We start from the raw sequence: 23,175 nt of genomic DNA, 5'->3' as shown, positions 1-23,175 counted from the left end.
AGATGATAATGATTATAGAGCAAGCAGATAACGTGAAAGAATAACGCATGAAAGAGACAACCCCGACAGCGATGCCCCCTTGCTTCGATAGATGGTGTGGTCGATTTGACGATATTTTCAGCCATCAAGCGCAAAAACGGGAATTTAGGAACTATTTAGGGGGATTATTGGGAGAAAGTGAGCGAAAAAACCTGTCGCAAATGGCGAATAACGCCGTAGGGGTAACTTAGCTATCTTCTGTCACTCTCCGAAATCAACAAGTAATAAAAAGTAGAGTTATCCATCGGGAAAGTAAAATTGAAATTGATTAATATTCTGAATTAATTTATGAAAACCAACTCTGTTATGATTTCTGAAGAAGGGGCGATCGCATTTTGGAAAAAGAAGGGCGATCGCACTTCAGAAAATTAAGCGCGATCGCATTTTCCTCACTCTTGAGCAGAAATTGCTATATAGAATTCATTTGATTAAGTTGGGCGACTTGTTCGCGGAGCCTAGGTATCTTTTTTTCTACTCAAGACATTTACGAAGTCGATCAAATAAGACTGTCATAGCACAGTAACAACTGTTACTATGAGGATGATATAGGACTGGTAAATGACCTTTTGGTGCTGAAAAATCATAAATATATTTTATGTCTGATTTCCACCCTAATTTGTTATTGAATTTACGCCAACTTTCAAACAAAGCAACTTGGCGAAGTTGTTCGTCGGTCTTTTCAAGTTTTTCTCGATTAGCAAAATCTTTTTCCTTAAGGTACATACTCAAGAAAATATCAGACCAAATGCCATCTTGAACGCTAATACCAAAATATCCTTTACTATATTTTACCCAGAGTCTATCTATAGTGCATATATCTGTACAAGGAATACTTTTTGGTCTCTCAGGGTCAACACTAACCCTTCCAATATCTATAAAGAAACACTCCTTGAAAATAGATTCAGTTTCTTTATTAGCGGATTTAAAATCCTTAACTGCGAGAAAATTTCTTAGGTTTCGATAATCTATTCCTACTGCTGAACTTAGATCGTCATTCAGTTGACTTTCATCAATAGTCGGGTATTTTATTTCATTAGGATTAGGAAGACTAGAAGTTTTAGCTTCATTTTTATTAACTAAGGCATTGTGATTAAAAAGCAGCCAAAAAGCGTGGATAACTCCCGGAATCCAGGTAAAAAATAATGTGAGTACCAGGTTTATCCAAAAATGAGCGCCAAGCCCGACCGTCAAAAATACGCCAAGCGGGGGGAAAAAAAACGCTGCGAGTATGTGACTAATCGGAACGGATCTTTTCTTAATATCGCTCATATTTATACTCCAATTTAAAATTATCAATGATATTAAGAAGAAGAATCGCCCCCTGCACCCTCTCGCATCCTTTTGGCTATTGCATAGTAGATTCGAGGGAGCGATCGGCTAACCTTTAACCTTTCCTATAAATGTTGGCGATCGCAACTTTTATCAATCCTTCCATTTTGGAAGCAGCGCTCAAAATTTACTTAATCAGAGGTATAACCTGTTTCTGCAAAAGTAGTCATTATCTCAATCCCCTTTTTTATATACTTCTTAAGCTCCGCTACTTTTTCGCGTTTCTTAAGGTTATAAGCTCGATTCAGAATATCAGATGATTTAATAGCTTCCTCAATTTCATCATCATCAGGATCGTCTGGATATGTAAAAAGCGTTTCTTTATGATTATATTCATTTTGTACATGAACATTTCCTAGTTTTCTGCCTTTTTCATATTCAATATCTATTCTTGTTCCTGTCTCATCTTTACTCATTATTTTTTGGCTTTCCATATTTCACTCCTCGTAGTTTTATTAACTAATCTATCCATAATACTTGACGCGATGTTTTAGAAGCCTCTTTTAGTTCTTCAGTAGTCCATAATTCATTACCATTAGGGCATTCTAGAACTGGAAGTGTTTTAATACCTGCTTTACTAGCAGCTATCGTTCTATGATTACCATCTAAAATTAAGTATTTTCCATCACAATAATAGACTTTTATCGGTTCCCATTTATCTCTCAAATAATCCCCGTTGAATCGAATTTCATCTGCCATTTCTCGAATTTTACTCCGGTTAAGTGCGTCAGCGTGTGTGCAGTATAAATCACAAGGTTTCATTTCCATTTGCTTGTTTGAAATTTTATTCTTATCTTGTTCACCTAAAGCTCAGTATATTACAAGGATGAATCTGGTAATGTCGGGACTTTCCAGAGACAAGCAAATCGGAAATGTCGGAATCTTGTCGGAAATGTCGGAAATGTCGGAAAGTCGGATATAATACGACAAATCGCAGCACACGACAGACCTATGGAAATCGCAGAAGTCTTAAAACTCGCAGACGAGCTAATTTTCGCGAAGACGGGAGAACATATAGACTATCTGCAAAAAGCTATCCTTGAAGGGACATTCCAAGGTCGAACATACCCAGAAATTGCTGAAGCGACTCATTCCAGTGAAGGCCATACCAGAGATATCGGTTCGCAATTATGGCAAATATTTTCAGAGGGATTGGGAGAAGATATTACTAAAAGAAATTTTAGAGCAATATTAGAAAAAGCGAAATTTGATAACTTTTCATCAGCCATCGGTAGAGTAGGTAGAGATTATGTAGCGATTAAAAACCTCAATATTTGTCAAGAAAGGGCGAGAAATCCAACGAAACCCCAAAACTCCGAACAAACTCCCAAACAACTCCACATAGACTTAGGCGACGCACCCGAAATATTCAGCTTCTACGATCGCACTCCCCAACTCTCCACCCTCGAAAACTGGATAACAAAAGATCGCACACGCTTAATTGCACTTCTAGGAATCAGTGGTATTGGTAAAACCACCCTTGCCCTTCACCTAATAGACCAAATCAAAACCCAATTTGATTACATCATCTATCGAAGTCTCCGCTTTTCCCCTACCTTAGAACAATATCTTTCCAAAATCCTAAAAATTTTCTCCGAATCATCAGAAATTCCCCAAAATATCGAAACCAAAATTTCCCAAACTCTCGATTATCTGCGAAAATACCGATGTCTAATTATTCTCGATGACGTGCAGGCACTTTTTAGCAGTGGTCAACTTGCTGGACAATATAAATCAGGCTATGAAGATTATCAGTTATTTTTTAAACAAATCACCGAAGTTAATCATAATAGTTGTTTCCTGTTAATTAGTTCGGAAAAACCTAGGGAAATTGCCGAATTAGAAAAATCAAATTCCCCCATTCATTCTTTAGTTTTAGGGAGTTTAGGTCTAGGCGCGAAAGAGATTTTAAGCTCATATCAATTATTAGAAGCAGAAACCTGGGAAACCCTAATTAATATCTATCAAGGCAACCCTCTCTGGTTAAATATAACCGCTGCCCTGATTCGAGAATTATTTAGTAGTAAAGTTGCTGATTTTTTGGAATATGATATGCCCCTTTTAGATGAATCATTACAATCGCGTTTAGAGCAACTATTAGGAAGATTAACAGAGGAAGAAGTTACGGTAATTACTCAGCTTGCCGAAGAAACAGAAGGGGTTCTCCTATCAGACATATTAAACAAAATAAAATTATCTAATTCCGACTTAATTAATGCGATAAAATCTCTGTGTATGCGATTTTTATTGGAGATACAAGATCGGGAAAAAATAACTTTTTTTAGTTTAAATCCGGTGGTGGCGCAATATGTCAAAACTAGGCAAAAGCACTAATTTATTTTCTCGTTCCCAGGCTCCAGCCTGGCAATGCTATGATTGAGGCTCTGCCTCTATTATTGACTCGTGGCAGAGCCACCGTTTTAGCATTTCTAGGTAGAACCTAGAAACGAGGGAACGAGGGATTGAGAAATAATGTTAAAATCAAATTGTTACTTAACCGCTAAAATAGGATGAATTCACTAACAGAAGTTGAAGCGGCTATTCAAAAATTATCTGCTATTGAAGTCCGTCAACTGGCAGAATGGTTACAAACTTATTTGAATACTGAAGGGAATACAGAACACGAAAAAGAAACTGAGCAAAAGATAACTTTTGTTCAAAATCAACAAAATGCTTGGGATATCTTAGAATCAATAACGGGAACTGTTGAGGCTCCTCCAGATTGGTCAATCAATCACGATCATTACCTATATGGAACAGCAAAACGTTACCCTGATAATTCTCAATGAGCAATTCCCGTTTACTGCTAGATACAATAAATTAATCGGTTTTGGGTTATAATAAAATTATGAATATTATTGAGATTATTAAACAAGATTATCAACAATTTCCCGATAATCAAAGCTATGATATTTATGCCGATAACGTTTATTTTAAAGACCCCATGAATCAATTTAACGGGTTAAAACGCTATCAACAAATGATTGGATTTATGAAAACTTGGTTTTTAGAGATTCAACTGGATTTACATAATATTACTCAAACCGAGAATTTAATAGAAACCCGTTGGACACTGAGTTGGACAACTCCCCTCCCCTGGAAACCCAGAATTTCTATCCCTGGACGGAGTGAACTCAAATTAAACCCCCATAACCTGATTGAAAGCCATATCGACTATTGGGACTGTTCGCGCTTGGAGGTGGTGAAACAGTTATTCGGGATGAAAACCCGCTACAGTTAAATAATGTAAACAAATTTTAATCTTAAAACGGTATGCGCGTAATTCTAATGACGGGTAAAGGTGGCGTGGGTAAAACCTCCGTTGCAGCAGCAACAGGCTTACGCTGTGCCGAGTTGGGGCATAAAACCCTAGTATTGAGTACCGACCCCGCCCACTCCCTCGCCGACAGCTTTGATATGCCCTTGGGACACGAACCCCGTCTCGTCCGACCCAACCTGTGGGGGGCAGAATTGGACGCCCTAATGGAACTCGAAGGCAACTGGGGGGCGGTGAAACGCTATATTAGTCAGGTATTACAGGCGCGAGGACTCGATGGTGTCCAGGCGGAAGAATTAGCTATTTTACCGGGAATGGACGAAATTTTTGGTCTAGTTCGGATGAAACGCCATTATGATGAGGGAGATTTTGAAGTATTAATTATTGATTCTGCCCCAACGGGAACAGCGTTGAGACTGTTAAGTTTACCCGAAGTCGGGGGTTGGTATATGAGAAAATTTTATAAACCGTTACAAGGGATGTCGGTGGCGTTGCGTCCTCTATTTGAACCGATTTTTAGACCTTTGACGGGGTTTTCTTTACCTGATAAAGAAGTGATGGACGCGCCTTATGACTTTTATGAAAAAATTGAAGCCTTAGAAAAAGTGTTAACGGATAATACGCAAACCTCGGTGCGTTTAGTTACAAACCCTGAAAAAATGGTAATTAAGGAATCTTTACGCGCCCATGCCTATTTAAGTTTGTATAATGTTTCCACGGATTTAGTTATTTCTAATCGGATTATTCCTGATGAAGTGACTGATCCTTTTTTCCAAAAATGGAAAGACAATCAAAAACAGTATCGTCAAGAAATCCACGACAATTTCAGCCCCTTACCTGTTAAGGAAGTGCCGTTATTTTCCGAGGAGTTATGTGGGTTTGAAGCCCTAGAAAGATTGAAAGAAGTGCTATATAAGGATGAAGATCCTAGCCAGGTTTATTATCAAGAAAATACACTTAGAGTGGTGGTAGATAATAATGAATATACGCTAGAATTGTATTTACCTGGGATTCCTAAAGAACAAGTTCAATTGAATAAAACCGGGGATGAACTTAATATCAGAATTGGCAATCATCGCCGGAATTTAGTGTTACCTCAAGCCCTAGCTATGTTGCAACCTTCTGGGGCAAAAATGGAAGATGATTATTTAAAAATTAAGTTTGCTAATGGAGTGAAGGTGTAAAGTTTAGAAACTGGGTTTCTCCGAGAAACCCGGTTTCTAGTTAATTGATAAAATCATTAGCCAAGGGTTGAAATACTGATAATAATTCAGGTTGACTCACAACTAATGTAGGATAGGATTGAGTTCCATAATTTCGGTCAATTTCTAGGGGAAAAGGTTCAGTCGAGAGGGGATACCAAACCGCACCCGCCGCTTTAACAATAACCCAACTTCCGGCGATATCCCAAATTTTAGGAGTGGCTTCCACGCCCCCTAATGTAGCGCCAACGGCCACCGTTAGAAAGTTATAAGCCGCCATCCCTAACATCCGAATTTTACAAGGAATTTGGGGAGCGATCGCAATACTCCGAGAACAGAGGTTAAAGAAGTGATTAGAACTCAAAGGATCAGGACTAGAATGGATAGGCTGACCATTTAAAAACGCTCCTTCTGGCCCGGTTAACCCCGATGCACCATACCAAAACCCATGAAAGGTTTGCTGTAAAGGCGGTAAATGGATTAAACCAAATACGGGAGTTCCTTGATAGAGTAATCCTAGAGAAATCCCCCAAATCGGAATCCCTCTAGCAAAATTGGTTGTACCATCTAAAGGATCAATTACCCAACACCAGTCGGTATTCGGAAAAATATGTTCAGCTTCTTCACTGATCACCCCATGATCGGGAAAAGTATTAGCGATGCGGGTGCGAATTTCTTGATCCGCCCATTGGTCAGACTGAGTAACTAAACTACCATCGGCTTTTTCCGCAGCTTGGACTGTGCCAAAATCGAGGATTAACTGTTGTCCAACGTCGGTGGCGGTGGTGAGTGCAAAGTTAAAAATTTGATCCCAAAGATTAGTCATTATTTCCTGGAGTAATGTCAAAATAAAAAACAATCAAGATAAAATCTATTCAGATAAACCGCCTATGCTGCTGAAATCAACAACTCGCCATATTCATATTTATACGGCGGAAATTAAGGATGAGGAGTTAGTGAACAATGAACAAGTATTGACCTTGGATATTGATCCCGATAACGAATTTAACTGGAATGATCAGGCTTTGCAACAAGTCTATCGCAAATTTGACGAGTTAGTTGAAGCGTCCAGTGGCGAAGACCTGACCGAATATAATTTACGCCGAATCGGGTCAGATTTAGAGCATTTAGTGCGATCGCTGATCCAAAAGGGTGAAATTAGCTATAACCTCAACTGTCGGGCGGTGAACTATAGCATGGGATTACCCCGACTCAGCAGTTAGTAAAAGTAGACCATAAAGGGTCTGTACTCACTGTATACAGACTCTTTATGGCGACTTTGTAGATGCCCTAAACCTTATGATTGCGCTAAAATCAGCTTACTCATCCGGTGCTGGAGATTGTTTTTGCGATCGCTGACGTTGTAAAAATTGTTTCAGGGAAAGTTGACGGTTACTCATAAACCGATTCCAAGAACCCGGAAAAAACTGATCCAGGGTTTCAATTAAAGCCCAAACCTCTAAATTAATCATCTGGTAATAGTGACCGTGAGACTTTTTGAGTTGAGTCAGGCGTTCATTAATTTCCAAATCAGGTAATAACTTAGGGTCATCGGAGGGGTTAGGCGGAGAATCACTCATGCTGTAAGCATCCTTGCCCGGAGCCAAGAAAAATTAACAACAAACGGTTAACCAGATGGTGATGCTCAAAGGCTACAATAGTTCAGATTACCCGATCTTGATTGCCAATTGGTGCTAATTTTTAGGGTGAGTTATAAAAATCAAGCCGGATTGCCCATTTGTTGCGGTGCTTTGTTGTCGCCCCGTGGCAGTGAAGTAGAGAACAACAGTAAACCATCCTAAATTTTAGAAGATCACTTTTGAGTGGCAACGCCAGGCGTGAGGAACCCAAATGCAAAATCCTGTGGCAAAACACTATCTGTGGACTGTAGGCGAAGGAATCGAAGATAAACCTTCGGGAACGCTGATCGCAGATCGCTACCTCCTCAAAACCAATCGAATTGTAGTGGATACGCGGCCAGATCTCTTGCCAGAAATACCCAGCGAGATTTCTGATCAGATTTCTCCCTATCTAAAATTATTTGCCTATCGGTTGCACATTCCGCAGGTCTATGGAATTATCTCCCCAGCTAAGGCAGAAACTAATAAACCGATCATTCTCTTGGAAAAAGGGCCGATTGCAGAGCACGGGGAAACCTTAATGCCCACTTTAACAGCCCTGTGGCCCGATGCAACCGCCATGCGCCAACTCAATTGGTTATGGCAAATTGCTCAACTTTGGCAACCCTTTAGTCGTCAAGATGTCGCTTCGAGTTTGCTCAATTCCCACTTACTGCGGCTTCAGGGAAGATTTGTCCGGTTGTTGCAATTAGACTTAGACATCCACAATCCCACCCTCAAACAATTAGGTTATTTTTGGCAACAGTGGGTTCCAACCGCCCAGCCTCAAATCCAAAAATTCCTCCGACAACTGACCCATCAAATGGCCTCGGGGGAATTACGCACGTCCACCCAACTGATCCAACAATTAGATCAGGCTCTCTCGATTTGTGCACGCAGTTATCATCGTCGGATTGAAATTGCCACTGGAACCGATGCTGGCCCCACTCGTTCCCATAATGAGGATGCCTGTTATCCCCTGGGAAGTAAACCGCTCCAAGTTACTCCGGGGGAAGCAGCCCTGGCTATTGTTTGTGACGGCATTGGGGGACAGGACGGCGGGGAAGTCGCATCTTCGATGGCGATTGATGTTCTGCGTCAGCAGGTGGAACAAATGCCCCTGCATCAAGCCCATTGGGATCCATTGTCTTTAACCCCTAAATTAAAACGGGCAACCTGCATCGCTAATGACGTGATTTGTCAACGCAACGATGATGAAAACCGTCAAGGTCGCGAACGCATGGGAACAACCTTGGTAATGGCCTTGGCCCATATTCATGAAATTTATTTAACCCACTTGGGGGATAGTCGGGTTTATTGGATTAGTTCCAGTGGTTGTCATCAGGTGACGGTGGACGATGATGTGGCTTCTCGCCAGGTGCGTTTAGGTTGCGCCATCTATCGAGATGCTTTGCAACAGGGGGCTTCTGGGGCCTTAATTCAGGCTTTGGGCATTACCTCATCGGTGACGCTGCATCCAACGGTACAACGGTTTCCCCTGGATGAAGATTGTGTATTTTTATTGTGTTCTGATGGGTTAAGCGATCGCGATCGGGTAGAACAACATTGGCAAACGGAAATTTTACCGGTTTTGCGTCAAGAAGTGGATTTAGGGACGGTTCGGGATCGTCTGATTGAAATTGCCAATACTCAAAATGGTCATGATAACGTTACTCTGGCTTTATTGTTAATTACGGTTGTTCCCAAGGATGATCCCGATGGCCCGAAAGACGTTTGCATCCCTCCGGTGATTCCTTTAACCGACGATTCGGGGGATGATTCTTCCGACACCAGTGATGCAGAAGATTCCTTGATCGAAACCAAAATTGCTGGTAATCAGCCGGATGAATCAAGGGTGAGTAAAATTTGGTTCTTATCCCTGGGGATTGCTGTGTTATTAGGGATTCTAGGGGCTTTGCTCTATGGTTTAGGCGTATTATTTAACCCGAATGATCCTCAAGCCCAACCGACGGAAGCGCCTACTCCTGCCGATACTTCTTTGATTACTCCCGTCCCCACGCCTACGGCATCGCCCACCAGTCTGTTAACCCTACAATCCTTGATTCAATTGGGAAACCCCGCCACTAATTCCTCACCCATTACTCTCCTGAGCGAATTTGGGAAAACCACGATTAAGGGAACTGTCCCAGAGGGAACGGTATTTCAGGTTCAGCGAAAAGAGTCTACTCCCCAAGCGGGAACCTGGATAGAGCTTAAAATTTGTTCGACTCCCACCCCCAAGGAAGGGACGAATGGACAGTTAGAGGTTGATCCAACGGCCACCCCTATTCCGTTATCCTTAGAAGCCGGGAACCTGGGTTGGTTACGGGAACAGGAGGTTAATCGCCGTCTGATCCCTGGCTTTTCTCCGTTGGGTAAGGAAAAAGGACAGTGTATTCCTTAACCCTGGATCACTCAACTCAGGTTTTTGATTCACTATTTGATCGAGATCACCATTGAAAATTGTTTGGGATCACCCGAGTCTGACGACAAATATCAGTACAGGGGATGTATCAGGATCACGACAGGTTTAGTAAAATTCCCTGATACTAAGTATTATCAGAACTTTTCAACAATAGGACTGTACCATGACTTGTATTCGTGTTCGTGATGTGGTTCAAGAAGTGATGTCTACGGGCTATCTGAGCTTGAATCTGGAAAACAAATTAAGACGAATGTTACAAACTACCCATTATGATTCTGAGGATATTCATGCCTTTGCTAACTTACAATTAGCAGCAATGTCAGGAAAAGTCAAGCAAGAATCCCGGGAATTATACCAATTGGCAGTTATGGAAAGTGAATAAATGGGTATGGAATTTAGACAAAACACGAAAGAACTCATTTTTTAAATTGTAATTGCTTTTCTTGAATCCGACAATTTTTGATTAATATCCATAGGTTATCCTCAATTTTTAAGATAATCTAATATAAATTTGATTAAAATAAAAAAAACCATATTAACCTAGCTAAGATAATAGATAAAAGCAGATATAATTAACGATAACTAAACCTCAACGAGAAAAACCTCTAATTATTTATTAATATAATCGATATTAACATTTACCCGAGTTTGTGATCCTCATCACTCTGGAGATGTTAATTCAGTCAGGGAAGATTTTGCGTATGATCACGGATATCAGATCAACACATCACAACCATAACCCCTGTATAATCACTGACTTTTAGCGAAAATACGTAGATTATAAGAACACAAGTCCAGACAGTTTATCCGTGAGAACACTAAAATGATTGTGGCTACCAAATCAACTCAAACCTTTGTCAGTGCAAATGGCTCACTCAAACCGATTCCTTTATGTACAAAATTTGGTGAGATTGAGTTAAAACAACTTTGTAAAATCGCTGAACACAATCAGTGGAAAATGGAAAATATCGAGCATCGCATTACTCAAGCTCGGTTAATGGTCGATGCAAATTGGGCCACTCCTAAAGATCATACCCTTTTAGAATTAGAACAACGGGGAAAATTACATCTAGTCGATGGGATAGAATATTGGGTAGTGGAATTGGAACAAAACCAGGCGGCGGGAATTTACTTAAATCCAGATACTTATACTCTGGAAGTGATGATTATCAATTTAGAATGGTTTGCACCCCTTCATCGGGAAAAAGTAACAACCGTCAGAAGATTGATGGAGTTAACGGGGTCAGATCATCCTTAAAAATCACCTAATCATTATTGAATTATCTAGGATTGCTATATTTGATAACCCAGCCAATGTCTGCGTAGCTTGTATTAAACTATAAATAACTAAACTAGCTGTGCCTTTCTCCATGAAACTTTGGCAAAAATTAGTTATAAATCCCGCGTACCAAATTACTTTAATTTATGGAGTAATTGGAGGTCTCTGGATTGCGTTTTCTGACCAAGTATTGGCAATATTATCGAATTCTCCCTATTCAGTTACAGTTCTTCAAACTCTGAAAGGGTGGTTCTTTGTTCTGATTACCAGTATTTTACTTTATTATTTAATTCATCGAGAAACCCAGCGTTTGCAACTCTCAGAAAAACGGTATCGAGATTTGTTTCTGAGTCATCCTCAACCGATTTGGGTTTATGATCTGAAAACTTTAAAATTTCTGGCGGTTAATGAGGCTGCGATCGCCCATTATGGTTATTCAGAAAAAGAATTTATGAGAATGAAAATATTAGATATTTATCCTGATCAAAAGTCGGGATTTTTCAGGAGTTTAACCCTAGATAATCCTGAAAATATTGATCTGGGAAATTTTTCTCAACATCAAAAAAAAGATGGAAATTTAATCGAAGTAGAAATACTTTCTCATCAATTACAATGGAAAGATCAATCAGCCCAGGTGGTTTTAGCCCAGGATATCACTGCCCGTATACAAGCTGAACGCCAATTACAACGATATGCGTTTCAAGATTTTCTTACGGGTTTAGCCAATCGTAGCCAATTAATTGAATGCTTAAAATATTGTTTAGAAAGTCCGGTTGATTCTCAAAACTTTGCTTTAATTTATATTAATTTATATCCCCTTAAATCCCTAAGATATAGTTGGGGTTATAATTTGGCTGAACAATTATTAATTGAAGTCAGTCATCGTTTACAAAATTGTACGGGCGTTGTAGATATTGTGGCTAGAGTCGATAGCGAAGACTTTGCTATTTTAATTCCTGATTTTGTTGATATCGAGTGTTTAAATTCTCAAATAAATCGCATTAAAAATCAATTTATCACCCCATTTAGTTTAAATGGCATCAACCTAACCTCAGCAATTCATATGCGAATTGTTTGTAGCGAATTTAATTGGAAATATCCCGAACAATATTTACAATCTGCTGATATTGCCCTGTTCTATGCCAAAAAACAAGGAAAAAGTGCTACCCTATTCTATCATCCTCAAATGCTAGAAACCATTACCCAAAGAGAAACCTTAGAGGCAGATTTACAAAAGGCGATCGCCCATCAACAGTTGCATTTGAATTATCAACCGATTATTCATTTAAATACTGGAAATATTATGGGTTTTGAAGCATTAGTGCGTTGGAAACACCCCACAAAAGGTTTAATTCCTCCGGTTGAATTTATTCCTATTGCTGAAGAAACAGAATTAATTATCCCCCTAGGACAATGGGTTTTAGAACAAGCTTGTCGGGATTTATATGAATTGCAACAACAATTTCCCGATTTAAGTATGAGTGTTAACTTATCAGAAGTGCAGTTGCATCATCCTGATTTACTGGCAGAAATTGATCAGATTATTCAATCCAATAATTTAGATTATAATCACTTAAAATTAGAAATTACCGAGACTAACTTGATGAAAAGTTCCGCTAATTGTATTAGCATCTTAACGCAGTTAAAACATCGGGGAATCAAAATTTTAATTGATGATTTTGGCACGGGATACTCCTCTTTAAGTTACTTGCAGAATTTACCCATAGATATCCTAAAAATCGATAGAAGTTTTGTTAAAAATTTACAATACCAAGGAAAAGATTTAGAAATCACCAAAACCATTATTAATTTAGCCAAATGTCTTAACTTAGATATTATTGCCGAAGGAATTGAAACTCCAATTCAAAAGGAAATTTTACAATCCTTAGACTGCGAAGCTGCCCAAGGATATTTGTTTTCTCGCCCCTTAAATTTTGAAGGCGTTATTAGCTTTTTATCAACTTAATTAAGCCAATAGATCCAATCTAGGATAAACTAGAGGGGAGTTCATCTGTATCAGAGGTTGAGTCATACTATGGGACTATTTGATCAAATTCTAACAGCCTTGAATGATCCCAATACAGTGGGAAACACCGACCAAATCGGCAGTATTGTGAATACCGCTCAACAGGTTGGCAATCAATTAGGGATTGCCCCTGAAACCAGTCAAATGGTGATGTCAATGGTCGGGAGTTCGGTGCGGTCTTCTTTACAAGAAAAACAAACCGAAATCGGCAATGATGGGGTACAAAATCTAGTCAATCAATTTGCTGGAATTACTTCTAACCCCCAAGCAGTGGAAATGCTATTTTCTTCAACTCAGCAACAGCAATTAATTCAAACCGTTTCTCAACATACCGGGGTTAGTGCTGAAACTATTCAATCAGTTTTACCCATGGTTGTTCCTTTAGTTTTAAACCTGCTGAAAACAGGAACCAATCAACAACAATCTGCATCAGGTTCTAATTCGGTTTTAAATAGTTTTTTAGATGCGGATGGGGATGGAGATGTGGATATTGCTGATGCCATGCGTTTAGGAGGACAATATTTTAAAGGTTAAAAGGAATCGGGAGTAGGGAATCATAGATTGTTTCTGGTTCTCTACTTCTGCACAATATAACAATGGGGAGCATTTTTAAAACTTTTTGGTGTCTTTGTAGTTTAATTAATCTTAATAAAAACTATGGTTATTGAATGGTTGAAATTCAAAGTTGATCCCGAACAATCGGAGCTATTTATTCAAAAAGATGAAGAAGTTTGGACAGCCGGACTGCAAAAAATTCCTGGTTTTATAGGGAAGGAAGTTTGGTTTGATCGTGAACAGCAGGAAATTGTTATGGTAATTCGTTGGCAGTCTCAGGAACAATGGCAAGCTATTCCTGCAAAAACCCTTCAAGAACTTGACGAAAAAATGGGGGTTTTTAAAGTACCTATTTTAGAAAGTCGATCCTATCAAATTAGAAAATTTATGCACTAAAAACAGGTTAAATTGTTGATGAGAATTTATGAAATAAAGCCAGAATAAAATTCACACTCAAAAACCCTACTCCTAGGACTAAAATCACAAAAGTAGTGACACTCAAAACAGATCTTAATTGATCGGATTTTGGATCTTGATTCGGTTTCATTCTGATTGATCTCCTAGGAATTAATGTTTTCTGTTGATTGGGCTACAGTTGGGACGAACCTGGTTTTCTAACAGGAAAGATTGAGTCTAGGCGTTAAGGGTGTTAAAATCCAGACAACCCAAGGGCATTCAGCGATAAGTTCAGAGGATTTTGTAGTCCCAAAACATCTTAACAGTTAAGGACTCACCGAACCGATAATCAAATTGTCAATTATTAGTGCGGATATCCATGATTTTTTGTATTCTGGAGTTAACCACTGTATCCCAAGATTCCCAGTAAAATAGATTATTATGTTTCCTCCAGCGTCTTCTGCCCATCCCAATCGACCCCATGCTATAACTTCTAGTGCTATGCCGATGCCTAACTCAATCCTTCCCAAAACGGTTTTTTCTACCCTCAAACAACGGCATTGGTTAGAGTTAGCAGAGTATGTTTCCCTGATCAGTTCGGCTATCGGTTCGGGAGTGGTGGCCCTTTCCGGTCAAGCGTTTTATGGAGTTGCCCCCCTGACCTTAGCCCTATCGCTGAATGTTGCCAACCGTTATCGTTTAGAACAAGAAACCCATCAAAATCAAATCGAAATTGTTCAAGCTCAAAACTCCGTTGAAACATTAGAAAAAAATACCGTTAAAGTTGTGATGGGATTGAGACAACAACTATTACAAGAAATTCAATCCCTCCAACAAAAATTAGAAGCATTTCCGACCACTGAAGCCTTAGACTCCGCCTATCGAGCTAAACAGATCGCGGCTTTAGGACAATCAGTAACATCAATGCAGGAAAATATTGGCGTGGTATTGGAAGAAGTTCGAGAACAATTTCGGCAAGAATTACAAACACTTTCCTCAACTGAAGCGGCTCATTTAGAGTCTTTACAAGCAGATTTTCAAGGACAATTTTTAGAACTTCAAAATGTGATTAATCAATTACAACAGGAAAAATCCGTAGCATCTGCTTCCGATCTAAATTTAGCTCAAATTCAAACCCGATTGGATGAACTCACCCAAGAACATCAAGAGGTGATTAAACCCCATCTAAAACGGTTATTGTCGGTGGTTAAACAATTACAAACCACTAATCCTCGGAATTTACCCATTCCCCCTAAACCTCTGCCTAAAAATTCCCCATCCTAAAGGCGATCGCCCCGGGCTAAAAATTAAATACTTCTGTTAAATTACTGGCAAAATATTTTATAATTTTTGACAAGTTATAAACCCGATTAATTCTACCAGGAGATTTTCATGGCTATTTCAGAAATTACAGAAAAGTTATTAGCGGCTAAAAAATCTAAAGGTGTGACTTTTTCCGATTTAGAACAACTGTTGGGCCGCGATGAAGTTTGGATTGCTGCGGTGATTTATCGACAGGCGAGTGCTTCCTATGAGGAAGCTAAAAAACTGGTTGAAGCCCTGGGTTTAGGTTCAGAATATATTGAAACCTTAACCGATTATCCCGTCAAAGGATCACTTGATCCCGTGATTCCCACCGATCCCTTACTTTATCGGTTTTATGAAATTATGCAGGTCTATGGAATGCCTCTTAAAAGCGTGATTCATGAAAAATTTGGAGACGGAATTATGAGTGCGATTGATTTTACTTTAGATGTGGATAAAATCGAAGATCCCAAGGGTGATCGAGTTCAGGTTACAATGTGTGGAAAATTTCTTTCCTATAAAAAATGGTAATTATTTAATTATTTCTCCCCCTATTCAAGCGGGAGAAATTGTGATATAATCTGGGATCTGAATCGGTTCTAGCGGGGAACAGTCGCTAGAAGTAAGGGGAAAGTTTGGCGCAAATCCAACACTGTCCCGCAACTGTGATGAGAATATGAATCTCTAAGTCAGAACACCCACCGAAATCAGATTGTTCTTTCGCACATCTGCGCGGTACAGATGGTGTTTAAAATGTTAAAGTCTTTTCAAAATTTTTCGCTACAAAATAGCAATCGCATCTTAGTTTTAGGGGTGAGTTTATTATTACTCTTAATGGCGGAGCCCGCGGCAGCCCATCATCCCTTTGGAGGGCAAACCCCAGAGAACTTTTTTCAAGGATTTCTCGCCGGACTTGGCCATCCGATTATTGGAATTGATCATTTAGCTTTTGTGGTTTCTATCGGTTTAATTGCGGCCGGAATTGTGGGCGGTAGTTGGGTAATTTTTGCTTTTCTGTTAACTGCTATGTTGGGAACAGGAATTCATTTGATCAGTTTTAATTTGCCTATTCCAGAAATTGCGATCGCCCTTTCTGTGATCACCATTGGGATTTTATTAGTTCTCAAACAACAATTACCCCTAGCAGCATTAATTGGTTTAGCCAGTGTCGCAGGTTTGTTTCATGGTTATGCCTACGGAGAATCAATTATGGGAGCCGAAATGACCCCCTTAATCTCCTATTTAATTGGGTTTACCGCCATTCAATTGATCATTGCTGGATCTACAATGAAACTGACTCAATCCTTTAAAGAAACCTTGGAAAATAGCAAATTTTCCCTGATCAAATATTCGGGTTTTGCTGTTTTAGCTATTGGTGTAGTAGCTTTATCCTCAGCCATTACGGGCTAGTTGAGCCTAATTAGAATTGAGTAGAGATATTGATAAAGTATCTCTACTTTTAACCTTTAAACCTTCAATTATAACAACCCGGATAAAGATTGATCCACCAAAGCTCACAGTAAAGTCTTTCCCCCCATTCGTAATTCGTAATTCGTAATTCCCTGTTCCCTATTCCCTCTTATAAATATTATGTCTGCCAAAATTCCTGTTACAGTTATTACTGGATTTTTAGGAAGTGGAAAAACCACCGCAATTCGTCATTTATTACAAAATAATTATGGGCGAAGGATTGCCGTTTTAGTCAATGAATTTGGAGAAGTTGGAATTGATGGTGAATTAATCCGATCCTGTCAAGTTTGTGACGATGAAACCGAGGAAGTTAACCTAGTAGAACTAACCAATGGTTGTTTATGTTGTACGGTGCAGGAAGAATTTCTCCCCGCCATGCAAGCCCTGCTCAAACGACGGGATAAAATTGATCATATTGTGATTGAAACCTCTGGGTTAGCATTACCTAAACCCCTAGTACAAGCCTTTCGCTGGCCGGAAATTCGCACGGGGGCAACGGTGGATGGGGTAATAACTGTAGTGGACTGTGAAGCGGTAGCAAATGGCAGTTTAGTCGGGGATATTGAAGCCCTAGAAGCCCAACGTCAAGCCGATCCGAATTTAGATCACGAAACCCCAATAGAGGAATTATTTGAAGATCAATTAGCCTGTGCGGATTTAGTTTTATTAACCAAAACCGATCATGTTAATCAAGAAACTCAACAGAAAGTTGTAACTTGGTTAAAACAGGAATTGCGAGAAGGAGTCAAAATTGTTCCTTGTCAACAGGGAAATATTCATCCCGATGTAATTTTAGGATTTAATGCGGCGGTTGAGGATAATTTAGAAGCCCGTCCGAGTCATCATGATACGGAAGAAGAACATGACCATGATGATAATATTAATTCGGTTCCGGTGATTTTAAACCAAGATTTTGACCCGGAAGATTTAATTCAACGGTTAAAAACCATGGTAAAACAACAGGAAATTTACCGAATTAAAGGGTTTGTTTCTGTTCCTAATAAACCCATGCGGTTAGTATTACAGGGAGTGGGCGATCGCATTGAAACCTTTTATGATCGTCTCTGGAAACCATCAGAAACCCGTCAAACTCAATTAGTATTTATTGGGGAAAATTTGCAAGCCTCTGAGATTAAAAATTCCGTTTTAGGTTCCTAAATACCCCGTAGGGGCGGGTTAAAGTTAATCTTTCAGGACTTACGCAAATTTGGGAATGTAACCCTAAATGTAGGGGTAATTCATGAATTACCCCTACAATGGAACTTGCTTTAATGCTTGCTGAAGAACTTCTATTCCAGCATTAGTTAAATGGGCATTTTCACTAATATAACGTTTCCAGGCTTTACTTCCCGGTTGTCCGGCAAATAACTCTAAAAAATGGCGGGTCATACTATTTAATTTTACCCCTTTTTGTAACCAATATTCAAGATAGGGATACATAGCTTCTATGACTTCCTGACGGGTGAAAGGGGGAGTTTTTTCCCCATAGATTTCTTGATCCGCCGTTGCAAACAAATAGGGGTGATCATAAGCAGCACGTCCGATCATTACAGCATCAACAAATTGTAGTTGATCTTTGACTTCTGCTAAGGTTTTAAACCCGCCATTAATTTCAATAAATAGATGGGGAAACTCTTGTTTTAAACGATGAACTTCTTCATATCTTAAGGGGGGAATAGTGCGGTTTTCTTTAGGGCTTAAACCCTGTAACCAAGCTTTGCGCGCGTGAACCGTAAAATGTTTACATCCAGCATTAGCAACTATTCTCACAAAATGTGCCATATCTTCATATTTATCCTGGTCATCAATGCCAATTCGCTGTTTAATTGTCACCGGAATATTAACCGATTTTTGCATAGCTTCCACCGCTTGAGCTACTAACTCGGGTTGCGCCATTAAACACGCCCCAAAATTGCCATTTTGTACCCGATCACTGGGACATCCCACGTTTAAATTAACTTGATCATATCCCCGATCTTCGGCTATTTTGGCACAAGTTGCCAGATGATTCGGATTATCTCCTCCTAACTGTAATACAATGGGTTTTTCTTCGGGAGAAAATCCTAATAATTGCTCTTGATCTCCATGTAAAATTGCCGCCGTTGTCACCATTTCGGTATAGAGCAAAGTTCGCCGGGTAATTTGTCGCATAAAATAGCGATAATGGCGATCGGTGCGATCCATCATCGGTGCAATACTGAGGGGATAACCCTGATTTAAGGGTGAAATTGAGGGCGGAATATTCATGGAGTTGGGGATGGTGTTGCTTTTAATTCTAAGGTGATTTTAAGTTTTCCAGTCACGGGTTTAGAAGGTTGCCAAGTTAGGAGCGATCGCCGAATTTGATCAATAATTATAGCCTGTTTGAGATTATTCTCTACATTCAGATCAGAGTCAACATCATCAAAAATAGCTCGTTGGACATTGCCTTGATCAATAATCATTTCAAAAGTCACTTTTCCATTGATTTGATCGGCTAAATTTAACCCTTGTAAATAACGGTTGAGGTCATCAATTAAGGTGCGATCGCTAATTCCAGTCAGTTGAACGACGGTAATAGTAGAAGCCGTATTTTTCGATGTAGTAAGTCTTGTCGGTAATAGATCTGATCCTGATAATATTGAGGGAGCGGGCGCAATTTCTGGACTACGTTGACTCCCATAATTATTCAAACCAGATGCAGAACGAGTTCGTCCTAAACTCATGGGTTTTGCTGATTGCAATTGAGATATTTCTGGAGTGCCAAAAATACCATCATAACTCACTCCTTCGGGCAATTCTAGGGGAACTTCTACGGTTTGACGGGTTCCATTGGGATCGACTCTCACTTCTTCGCTCACGGCGACAAAAGCGGTATATTCAGATAGTAATTGATAGGCTAAAGCGGTGCGTGTTACCCCTTCAACACCCGATTTTGTTTCCCCAGAAAACATTTGATTCATTAGTTCTTTAATTCTCGCCCGTCCCCACAATTTAGCAATGGCAATATTACCTGATTCGTTATTATTTATCTCAGGAAAATTAACGGGTAATGTTTGTTCATAGCGATCGCCTTTTGCGGTTATTCCGGTAATTTTTAATAAGCCATTACGCCGATCAACTTTACGCCCAAATAATACTAAGGGTTGATTATCAAACAAATCCGATAAGCTGATCGGATAAATTTCAGGTTTTAATCCTTCCCCTTGCCAAGTGATTTCCAGATCGGTTAAAATCGGGTTATTAATCTGTTTGAAAAAGTTTTCTACGACGGTTTCTGTCGGTTCATCTTGACGCACGATTTGGGTGGTTCCCCGGCCAATTTCTCCCAAACGATTGAGTAAAAATCGATTAACAGAACTTCCCACCCCAAAGGCGTAAAATCGATTCCCGGGTTTAAGTTTATTTTGAACTTCTGCAATTACTTCCTGATCATTTCCAATATATCCATCGGTTAATAAAACCAGACTGCGTAAGCGACCTTTGGAGGGAGAGGGAAAACTCATAACCGCCTGGATTCCATTTAATAATTCTGTCCCCCCATTAGCTTCTAATTGATTAATATAATTGATCGCTTTTTGTCGGTTAGCGGGGGTATTTTCTAGGGGAGTTTCTGATAAGGTATTGGTGGTATTGGCAAAATCAATAATATTAAAAGTATCTTCGGGATTTAATCCTTGAATAAATCGTTTCATTAATTCTTGAGATTTTTTGAGCGGTTCACCTTCTTGGGAACCGGAAGTATCCATCAGAAAAATAACATCTTTCGCAATAATTTGATTAGGATTATAACTAATTGCGGGTAACAAATAGGCGGCAAAATGTCCCCCCTGTTGATTCGCTTCTGTTAATACCGTTGCCCTTGTATTTTCTCCTGAAATTTGATATCTTAGAATTAGATCTTTATTAGGAATTTGATCGGATTGATCTAAACTAACAAATATCCGATTTCCCTGCTGTTGGGTAATAATTTTATGGGAAGTTGAACGAACATTTTCAATCGGAACCCCGGCATCAATTTCCAGATCAACTTGAATTTTATGGGGGGATTTTGTTTCTCGGTCAATAATGGGAGGCGTGATCCGATCCGCATCGGGAACTTGATTAGTATTGGGTTGATTTTTATTAACTAATTCACCCGGAATATAACGGGGGCCAACTACCATCGGAAACACAAATTCATAGTTTCCCCCTTCAAATTTTAATTGATCAATATAGCGAATTGTTACGGATATTTGTTCGCCGGGTTGAATATTAGCAAGAGATTGAGTAAAGATATTATCTCGCTCCTGCTCTAATAAAGCTGTGGTGCGACCTTGAGCCTTAGCTTGTTGATAGATTTCTTTCGCGCCTTCTCTGGTTTCAATTCTGGATTTTATGGTGCGATCGCCGATTTTAATCACCATCTCATCAACGGCGGCTTGATCGGGGAGAGGGAATACATAAATCGCTTCTAAAGGTTCTTTAAAAGGATTTTCAAAGGTTTGAGAGACTTCAACCTGTGAAATATTCCCGGAAATTTTAGCCTTAACTTGGGTTTGTTTGAGGGGAAAAACTTGGCTTTGAGTTGCAGATTGAACATATAAACCCCCTAATACTTTATCCGAGGGTTGTTCAGGAATTTGTGCTAATTTCAATACTGATGATTGACGATTCAACTGTTGAGGTAAACTCGCAAAAGTTGGAGTAGTATTTCCCATAAAATTTAAACCACTAAAAATTATAATTCCCAAGGAAAGTCCGGCTATATTTGATAAAGAGTTCATAAATAAAATTGTCATTATTTGACTTAGACTATTAATTGGATATACTCACTAAGACCCGATTTTGATTATAAACGTTCCTGAGCCAGAACACTTTTTGACAGTCTCAAAACGACCGTAGGAGAAGCTACAATTTTCGTTGGTGAATTGTGATTTTATCGTTTTTAGCCCATCGGAATCATCAAATTTTTAGGAAAACTCAGCAGGGACTCAATAAACAGCTATAATCTGGGGTTAGGTTATGAATAAAACCGATCTAATCCGTTCCCAAATTATTTACTATTGAGTTCTAATGCTTCCCAATCAAACCCTAATTCGGATTTTTATAAGTACGGGAGAAGTCTCTGGCGATTTACAAGGATCAATGTTAATTGAAGCCTTATTCAGACAAGCCAAAAATCAGAATATCCCTATAGAAATTATAGCATTAGGCGGGGAAAAAATGGCAGCAGCCGGAGCATTATTATTAGGCAATACTACCGGAATTGGTTCCGTTGGGCTTTTAGAATCTATTCCTTATATTATTCCCACTTATTTAATTCAGCAAAAAACCAAACAATATTTAAAAAGTAATCCTCCCGATATCGTCATTTTAATTGATTATATGGGGCCGAATATTGGTATCGGAAATTTTATTAAAAATCACTTCCCCCAGATGCCGATTTTATATTATATTGCACCGCAAGAATGGGTCTGGTCATTGGGTTCAAAGAGTACGGAAAAAATTGTTAAGTTAACCGACGAAATTTTAGCAATTTTTCCTGAAGAAGCCCGTTATTTTCAATCGAAAGGTGCGAAGGTGACTTGGGTGGGTCATCCCCTATTAGACCGGATGAAAGGGGCTCCTAGTAGAGCAGAATCTCGGATAAAATTGGGGATAGAACCGGATGAAATTGCGATCGCTTTACTTCCGGCATCCCGATGGCAAGAAATCAAATATTTAATGCCGATATTATTAGAAGCTGCTAAACAAATTCAAGATAAAATTCCCGGGGTTAAATTTTGGATTCCGGTGTCTCTACCCGAATATCATAACGTCATAGAAACCGCCATTAAAAACTATCAATTAAATGCAGTTTTAGTTTCCACAAATTCCGAAAATTATCAAACTTTAGAAGTGATATCCGCCGCAGATTTAGCAATTACCAAATCAGGAACCGTTAACTTAGAAATTGCCTTATTAAATGTTCCCCAAGTTGTGGTTTATCGGGTAAGTAATTTAACCGCTTGGCTGGTTCGTCGTTTCTTAAACTTTTCAGTTCCGTTTATATCCCCTACTAATTTAGTACAAATGCAAGCCATCGTCCCTGAACTGGTACAGGAAGAAGTAACCCCCGAAAATATTGTACGAGAAGCAATAGAATTACTCACAAATCAACCCAAACGACAGGAAATATTAAATCACTATCAACAGATGAAACAAGCACTGGGAGAGGAAGGAGTGTGCGATCGCGCGGCTTTAAAAATTCTGAATAGTGTAAAATTGAGATCAGAGTCAGATAATATTTAAA

At 39.3% G+C, this 23,175-nt stretch carries 24 protein-coding genes, 1 pseudogene and 1 riboswitch; of the genes and pseudogenes, 17 read left to right on the top strand and 8 right to left on the bottom strand.

Going from position 1 to position 23,175, the window contains the following annotated elements:
- Window positions 1-47 precede the first annotated feature (47 nt).
- Window positions 48-224 (top strand): annotated as a pseudogene (locus PL9631_RS22755) (IS701 family transposase); the annotation flags it as partial.
- Between the two features lie 286 nt (window positions 225-510).
- Here PL9631_RS22755 and PL9631_RS27080 read toward each other — a convergent pair.
- The 3 genes from PL9631_RS27080 to PL9631_RS22740 all read right to left on the bottom strand — a co-directional run bounded on the left by PL9631_RS27080 (window position 511) and on the right by PL9631_RS22740 (window position 2,067).
- Window positions 511-1,308 (bottom strand): YqaE/Pmp3 family membrane protein, encoded by a 798-nt coding sequence (locus tag PL9631_RS27080; protein WP_197046472.1) that lies wholly within the window; start codon window positions 1,306-1,308, stop codon window positions 511-513.
- A 191-nt stretch (window positions 1,309-1,499) separates the two neighbouring features.
- Complete coding sequence (locus PL9631_RS22745; protein ID WP_083623907.1) at window positions 1,500-1,802, bottom strand: hypothetical protein; 303 nt, start codon at window positions 1,800-1,802, stop codon at window positions 1,500-1,502.
- A gap of 25 nt (window positions 1,803-1,827) precedes the next feature.
- The gene (locus PL9631_RS22740; RefSeq protein ID WP_197046471.1) at window positions 1,828-2,067 is read right to left on the bottom strand and encodes a ParB/Srx family N-terminal domain-containing protein; all 240 of its coding nucleotides are present in this window, start codon (window positions 2,065-2,067) and stop codon (window positions 1,828-1,830) included.
- 252 nt (window positions 2,068-2,319) lie between these two features.
- On the opposite strand from PL9631_RS22740, the gene PL9631_RS22735 reads away from it, so the two are divergent.
- The 4 genes from PL9631_RS22735 (at window position 2,320) to PL9631_RS22720 (ending at window position 5,829) form a co-directional block, all read left to right on the top strand.
- On the top strand, window positions 2,320-3,702 hold the full coding sequence (locus tag PL9631_RS22735; protein WP_083623903.1) for an AAA family ATPase: 1,383 nt from the start codon (window positions 2,320-2,322) through the stop codon (window positions 3,700-3,702).
- Window positions 3,703-3,878: 176 nt separating this feature from the next.
- Entirely contained in the window at window positions 3,879-4,157 is a 279-nt protein-coding gene (locus PL9631_RS22730; protein ID WP_156090665.1) for a hypothetical protein, read from the top strand.
- A 59-nt stretch (window positions 4,158-4,216) separates the two neighbouring features.
- The gene (locus tag PL9631_RS22725) at window positions 4,217-4,609 is read left to right on the top strand and encodes a DUF2358 domain-containing protein (protein ID WP_083623901.1); all 393 of its coding nucleotides are present in this window, start codon (window positions 4,217-4,219) and stop codon (window positions 4,607-4,609) included.
- Window positions 4,610-4,641: 32 nt separating this feature from the next.
- Window positions 4,642-5,829, top strand: a complete 1,188-nt coding sequence (locus tag PL9631_RS22720) for a TRC40/GET3/ArsA family transport-energizing ATPase (RefSeq protein ID WP_083623899.1) — start codon at window positions 4,642-4,644, stop codon at window positions 5,827-5,829.
- Window positions 5,830-5,869: 40 nt separating this feature from the next.
- On the opposite strand, the gene PL9631_RS22715 is transcribed toward PL9631_RS22720, so the two are convergent.
- Window positions 5,870-6,673, bottom strand: a complete 804-nt coding sequence (locus tag PL9631_RS22715) for an inositol monophosphatase family protein (protein ID WP_083623897.1) — start codon at window positions 6,671-6,673, stop codon at window positions 5,870-5,872.
- 64 nt (window positions 6,674-6,737) lie between these two features.
- On the opposite strand from PL9631_RS22715, the gene ndhM reads away from it, so the two are divergent.
- Complete coding sequence (gene ndhM / locus PL9631_RS22710) at window positions 6,738-7,070, top strand: NAD(P)H-quinone oxidoreductase subunit M (RefSeq protein ID WP_083623895.1); 333 nt, start codon at window positions 6,738-6,740, stop codon at window positions 7,068-7,070.
- A gap of 96 nt (window positions 7,071-7,166) precedes the next feature.
- On the opposite strand, the gene PL9631_RS22705 is transcribed toward ndhM, so the two are convergent.
- Window positions 7,167-7,427: a hypothetical protein gene (locus PL9631_RS22705; protein ID WP_083623893.1), complete on the bottom strand. Its 261-nt coding sequence runs from the start codon at window positions 7,425-7,427 to the stop codon at window positions 7,167-7,169.
- Window positions 7,428-7,698: 271 nt separating this feature from the next.
- Between PL9631_RS22705 and PL9631_RS22700 the strand changes: the two genes are divergently transcribed.
- The 6 genes from PL9631_RS22700 to PL9631_RS22675 all read left to right on the top strand — a co-directional run bounded on the left by PL9631_RS22700 (window position 7,699) and on the right by PL9631_RS22675 (window position 14,147).
- A complete protein-coding gene (locus PL9631_RS22700) occupies window positions 7,699-9,870 on the top strand; it encodes a protein phosphatase 2C domain-containing protein (RefSeq protein ID WP_083623891.1) in 2,172 nt (723 codons plus the stop codon).
- Between the two features lie 184 nt (window positions 9,871-10,054).
- A complete protein-coding gene (locus tag PL9631_RS22695; protein WP_083623890.1) occupies window positions 10,055-10,273 on the top strand; it encodes a hypothetical protein in 219 nt (72 codons plus the stop codon).
- Between the two features lie 441 nt (window positions 10,274-10,714).
- Window positions 10,715-11,149: a hypothetical protein gene (locus PL9631_RS22690; protein ID WP_083623888.1), complete on the top strand. Its 435-nt coding sequence runs from the start codon at window positions 10,715-10,717 to the stop codon at window positions 11,147-11,149.
- A 112-nt stretch (window positions 11,150-11,261) separates the two neighbouring features.
- A complete protein-coding gene (locus tag PL9631_RS22685) occupies window positions 11,262-13,136 on the top strand; it encodes a sensor domain-containing protein (RefSeq protein WP_083623887.1) in 1,875 nt (624 codons plus the stop codon).
- 69 nt (window positions 13,137-13,205) lie between these two features.
- Window positions 13,206-13,730 (top strand): DUF937 domain-containing protein, encoded by a 525-nt coding sequence (locus tag PL9631_RS22680; protein WP_083623885.1) that lies wholly within the window; start codon window positions 13,206-13,208, stop codon window positions 13,728-13,730.
- A gap of 123 nt (window positions 13,731-13,853) precedes the next feature.
- Complete coding sequence (locus tag PL9631_RS22675; protein ID WP_083623884.1) at window positions 13,854-14,147, top strand: TIGR03792 family protein; 294 nt, start codon at window positions 13,854-13,856, stop codon at window positions 14,145-14,147.
- A 7-nt stretch (window positions 14,148-14,154) separates the two neighbouring features.
- Here PL9631_RS22675 and PL9631_RS22670 read toward each other — a convergent pair whose 3' ends face one another.
- The gene (locus tag PL9631_RS22670) at window positions 14,155-14,298 is read right to left on the bottom strand and encodes a hypothetical protein (protein WP_156090664.1); all 144 of its coding nucleotides are present in this window, start codon (window positions 14,296-14,298) and stop codon (window positions 14,155-14,157) included.
- Window positions 14,299-14,588: 290 nt separating this feature from the next.
- Between PL9631_RS22670 and PL9631_RS22665 the strand changes: the two genes are divergently transcribed.
- The 4 genes from PL9631_RS22665 to cobW all read left to right on the top strand — a co-directional run bounded on the left by PL9631_RS22665 (window position 14,589) and on the right by cobW (window position 18,080).
- Window positions 14,589-15,431 (top strand): hypothetical protein, encoded by an 843-nt coding sequence (locus PL9631_RS22665; RefSeq protein ID WP_231516824.1) that lies wholly within the window; start codon window positions 14,589-14,591, stop codon window positions 15,429-15,431.
- Between the two features lie 108 nt (window positions 15,432-15,539).
- Window positions 15,540-15,983, top strand: coding sequence for a cyanase (cynS, locus tag PL9631_RS22660; protein WP_083623880.1), 444 nt, complete (start codon window positions 15,540-15,542; stop codon window positions 15,981-15,983).
- A 46-nt stretch (window positions 15,984-16,029) separates the two neighbouring features.
- Window positions 16,030-16,173, top strand: a riboswitch (cobalamin riboswitch).
- 32 nt (window positions 16,174-16,205) lie between these two features.
- A complete protein-coding gene (locus PL9631_RS22655; protein ID WP_156090663.1) occupies window positions 16,206-16,862 on the top strand; it encodes a HupE/UreJ family protein in 657 nt (218 codons plus the stop codon).
- A 180-nt stretch (window positions 16,863-17,042) separates the two neighbouring features.
- Entirely contained in the window at window positions 17,043-18,080 is a 1,038-nt protein-coding gene (gene cobW, locus PL9631_RS22650; protein ID WP_083623877.1) for a cobalamin biosynthesis protein CobW, read from the top strand.
- Between the two features lie 93 nt (window positions 18,081-18,173).
- Here the strand turns inward: cobW and dusA are convergent, their stop codons facing one another.
- Complete coding sequence (dusA, locus tag PL9631_RS22645; RefSeq protein WP_083623875.1) at window positions 18,174-19,169, bottom strand: tRNA dihydrouridine(20/20a) synthase DusA; 996 nt, start codon at window positions 19,167-19,169, stop codon at window positions 18,174-18,176.
- The gene (locus tag PL9631_RS22640) at window positions 19,166-21,667 is read right to left on the bottom strand and encodes a VIT domain-containing protein (RefSeq protein WP_231516823.1); all 2,502 of its coding nucleotides are present in this window, start codon (window positions 21,665-21,667) and stop codon (window positions 19,166-19,168) included. Before PL9631_RS22640 ends, dusA begins: the two co-directional genes overlap by 4 nt.
- Window positions 21,668-21,956: 289 nt before the next feature.
- On the opposite strand from PL9631_RS22640, the gene lpxB reads away from it, so the two are divergent.
- On the top strand, window positions 21,957-23,174 hold the full coding sequence (gene lpxB / locus PL9631_RS22635; RefSeq protein ID WP_197046470.1) for a lipid-A-disaccharide synthase: 1,218 nt from the start codon (window positions 21,957-21,959) through the stop codon (window positions 23,172-23,174).
- Window position 23,175: the final 1 nt, after the last annotated feature.

It is taken from the genome of Planktothrix paucivesiculata PCC 9631, from assembly GCF_900009265.2.
In the GTDB taxonomy this organism is placed as follows: domain Bacteria; phylum Cyanobacteriota; class Cyanobacteriia; order Cyanobacteriales; family Microcoleaceae; genus Planktothrix; species Planktothrix paucivesiculata.
Note: the sequence above shows the minus strand (reverse complement) of the source record. Positions and strands in the feature narration are given on the sequence as shown.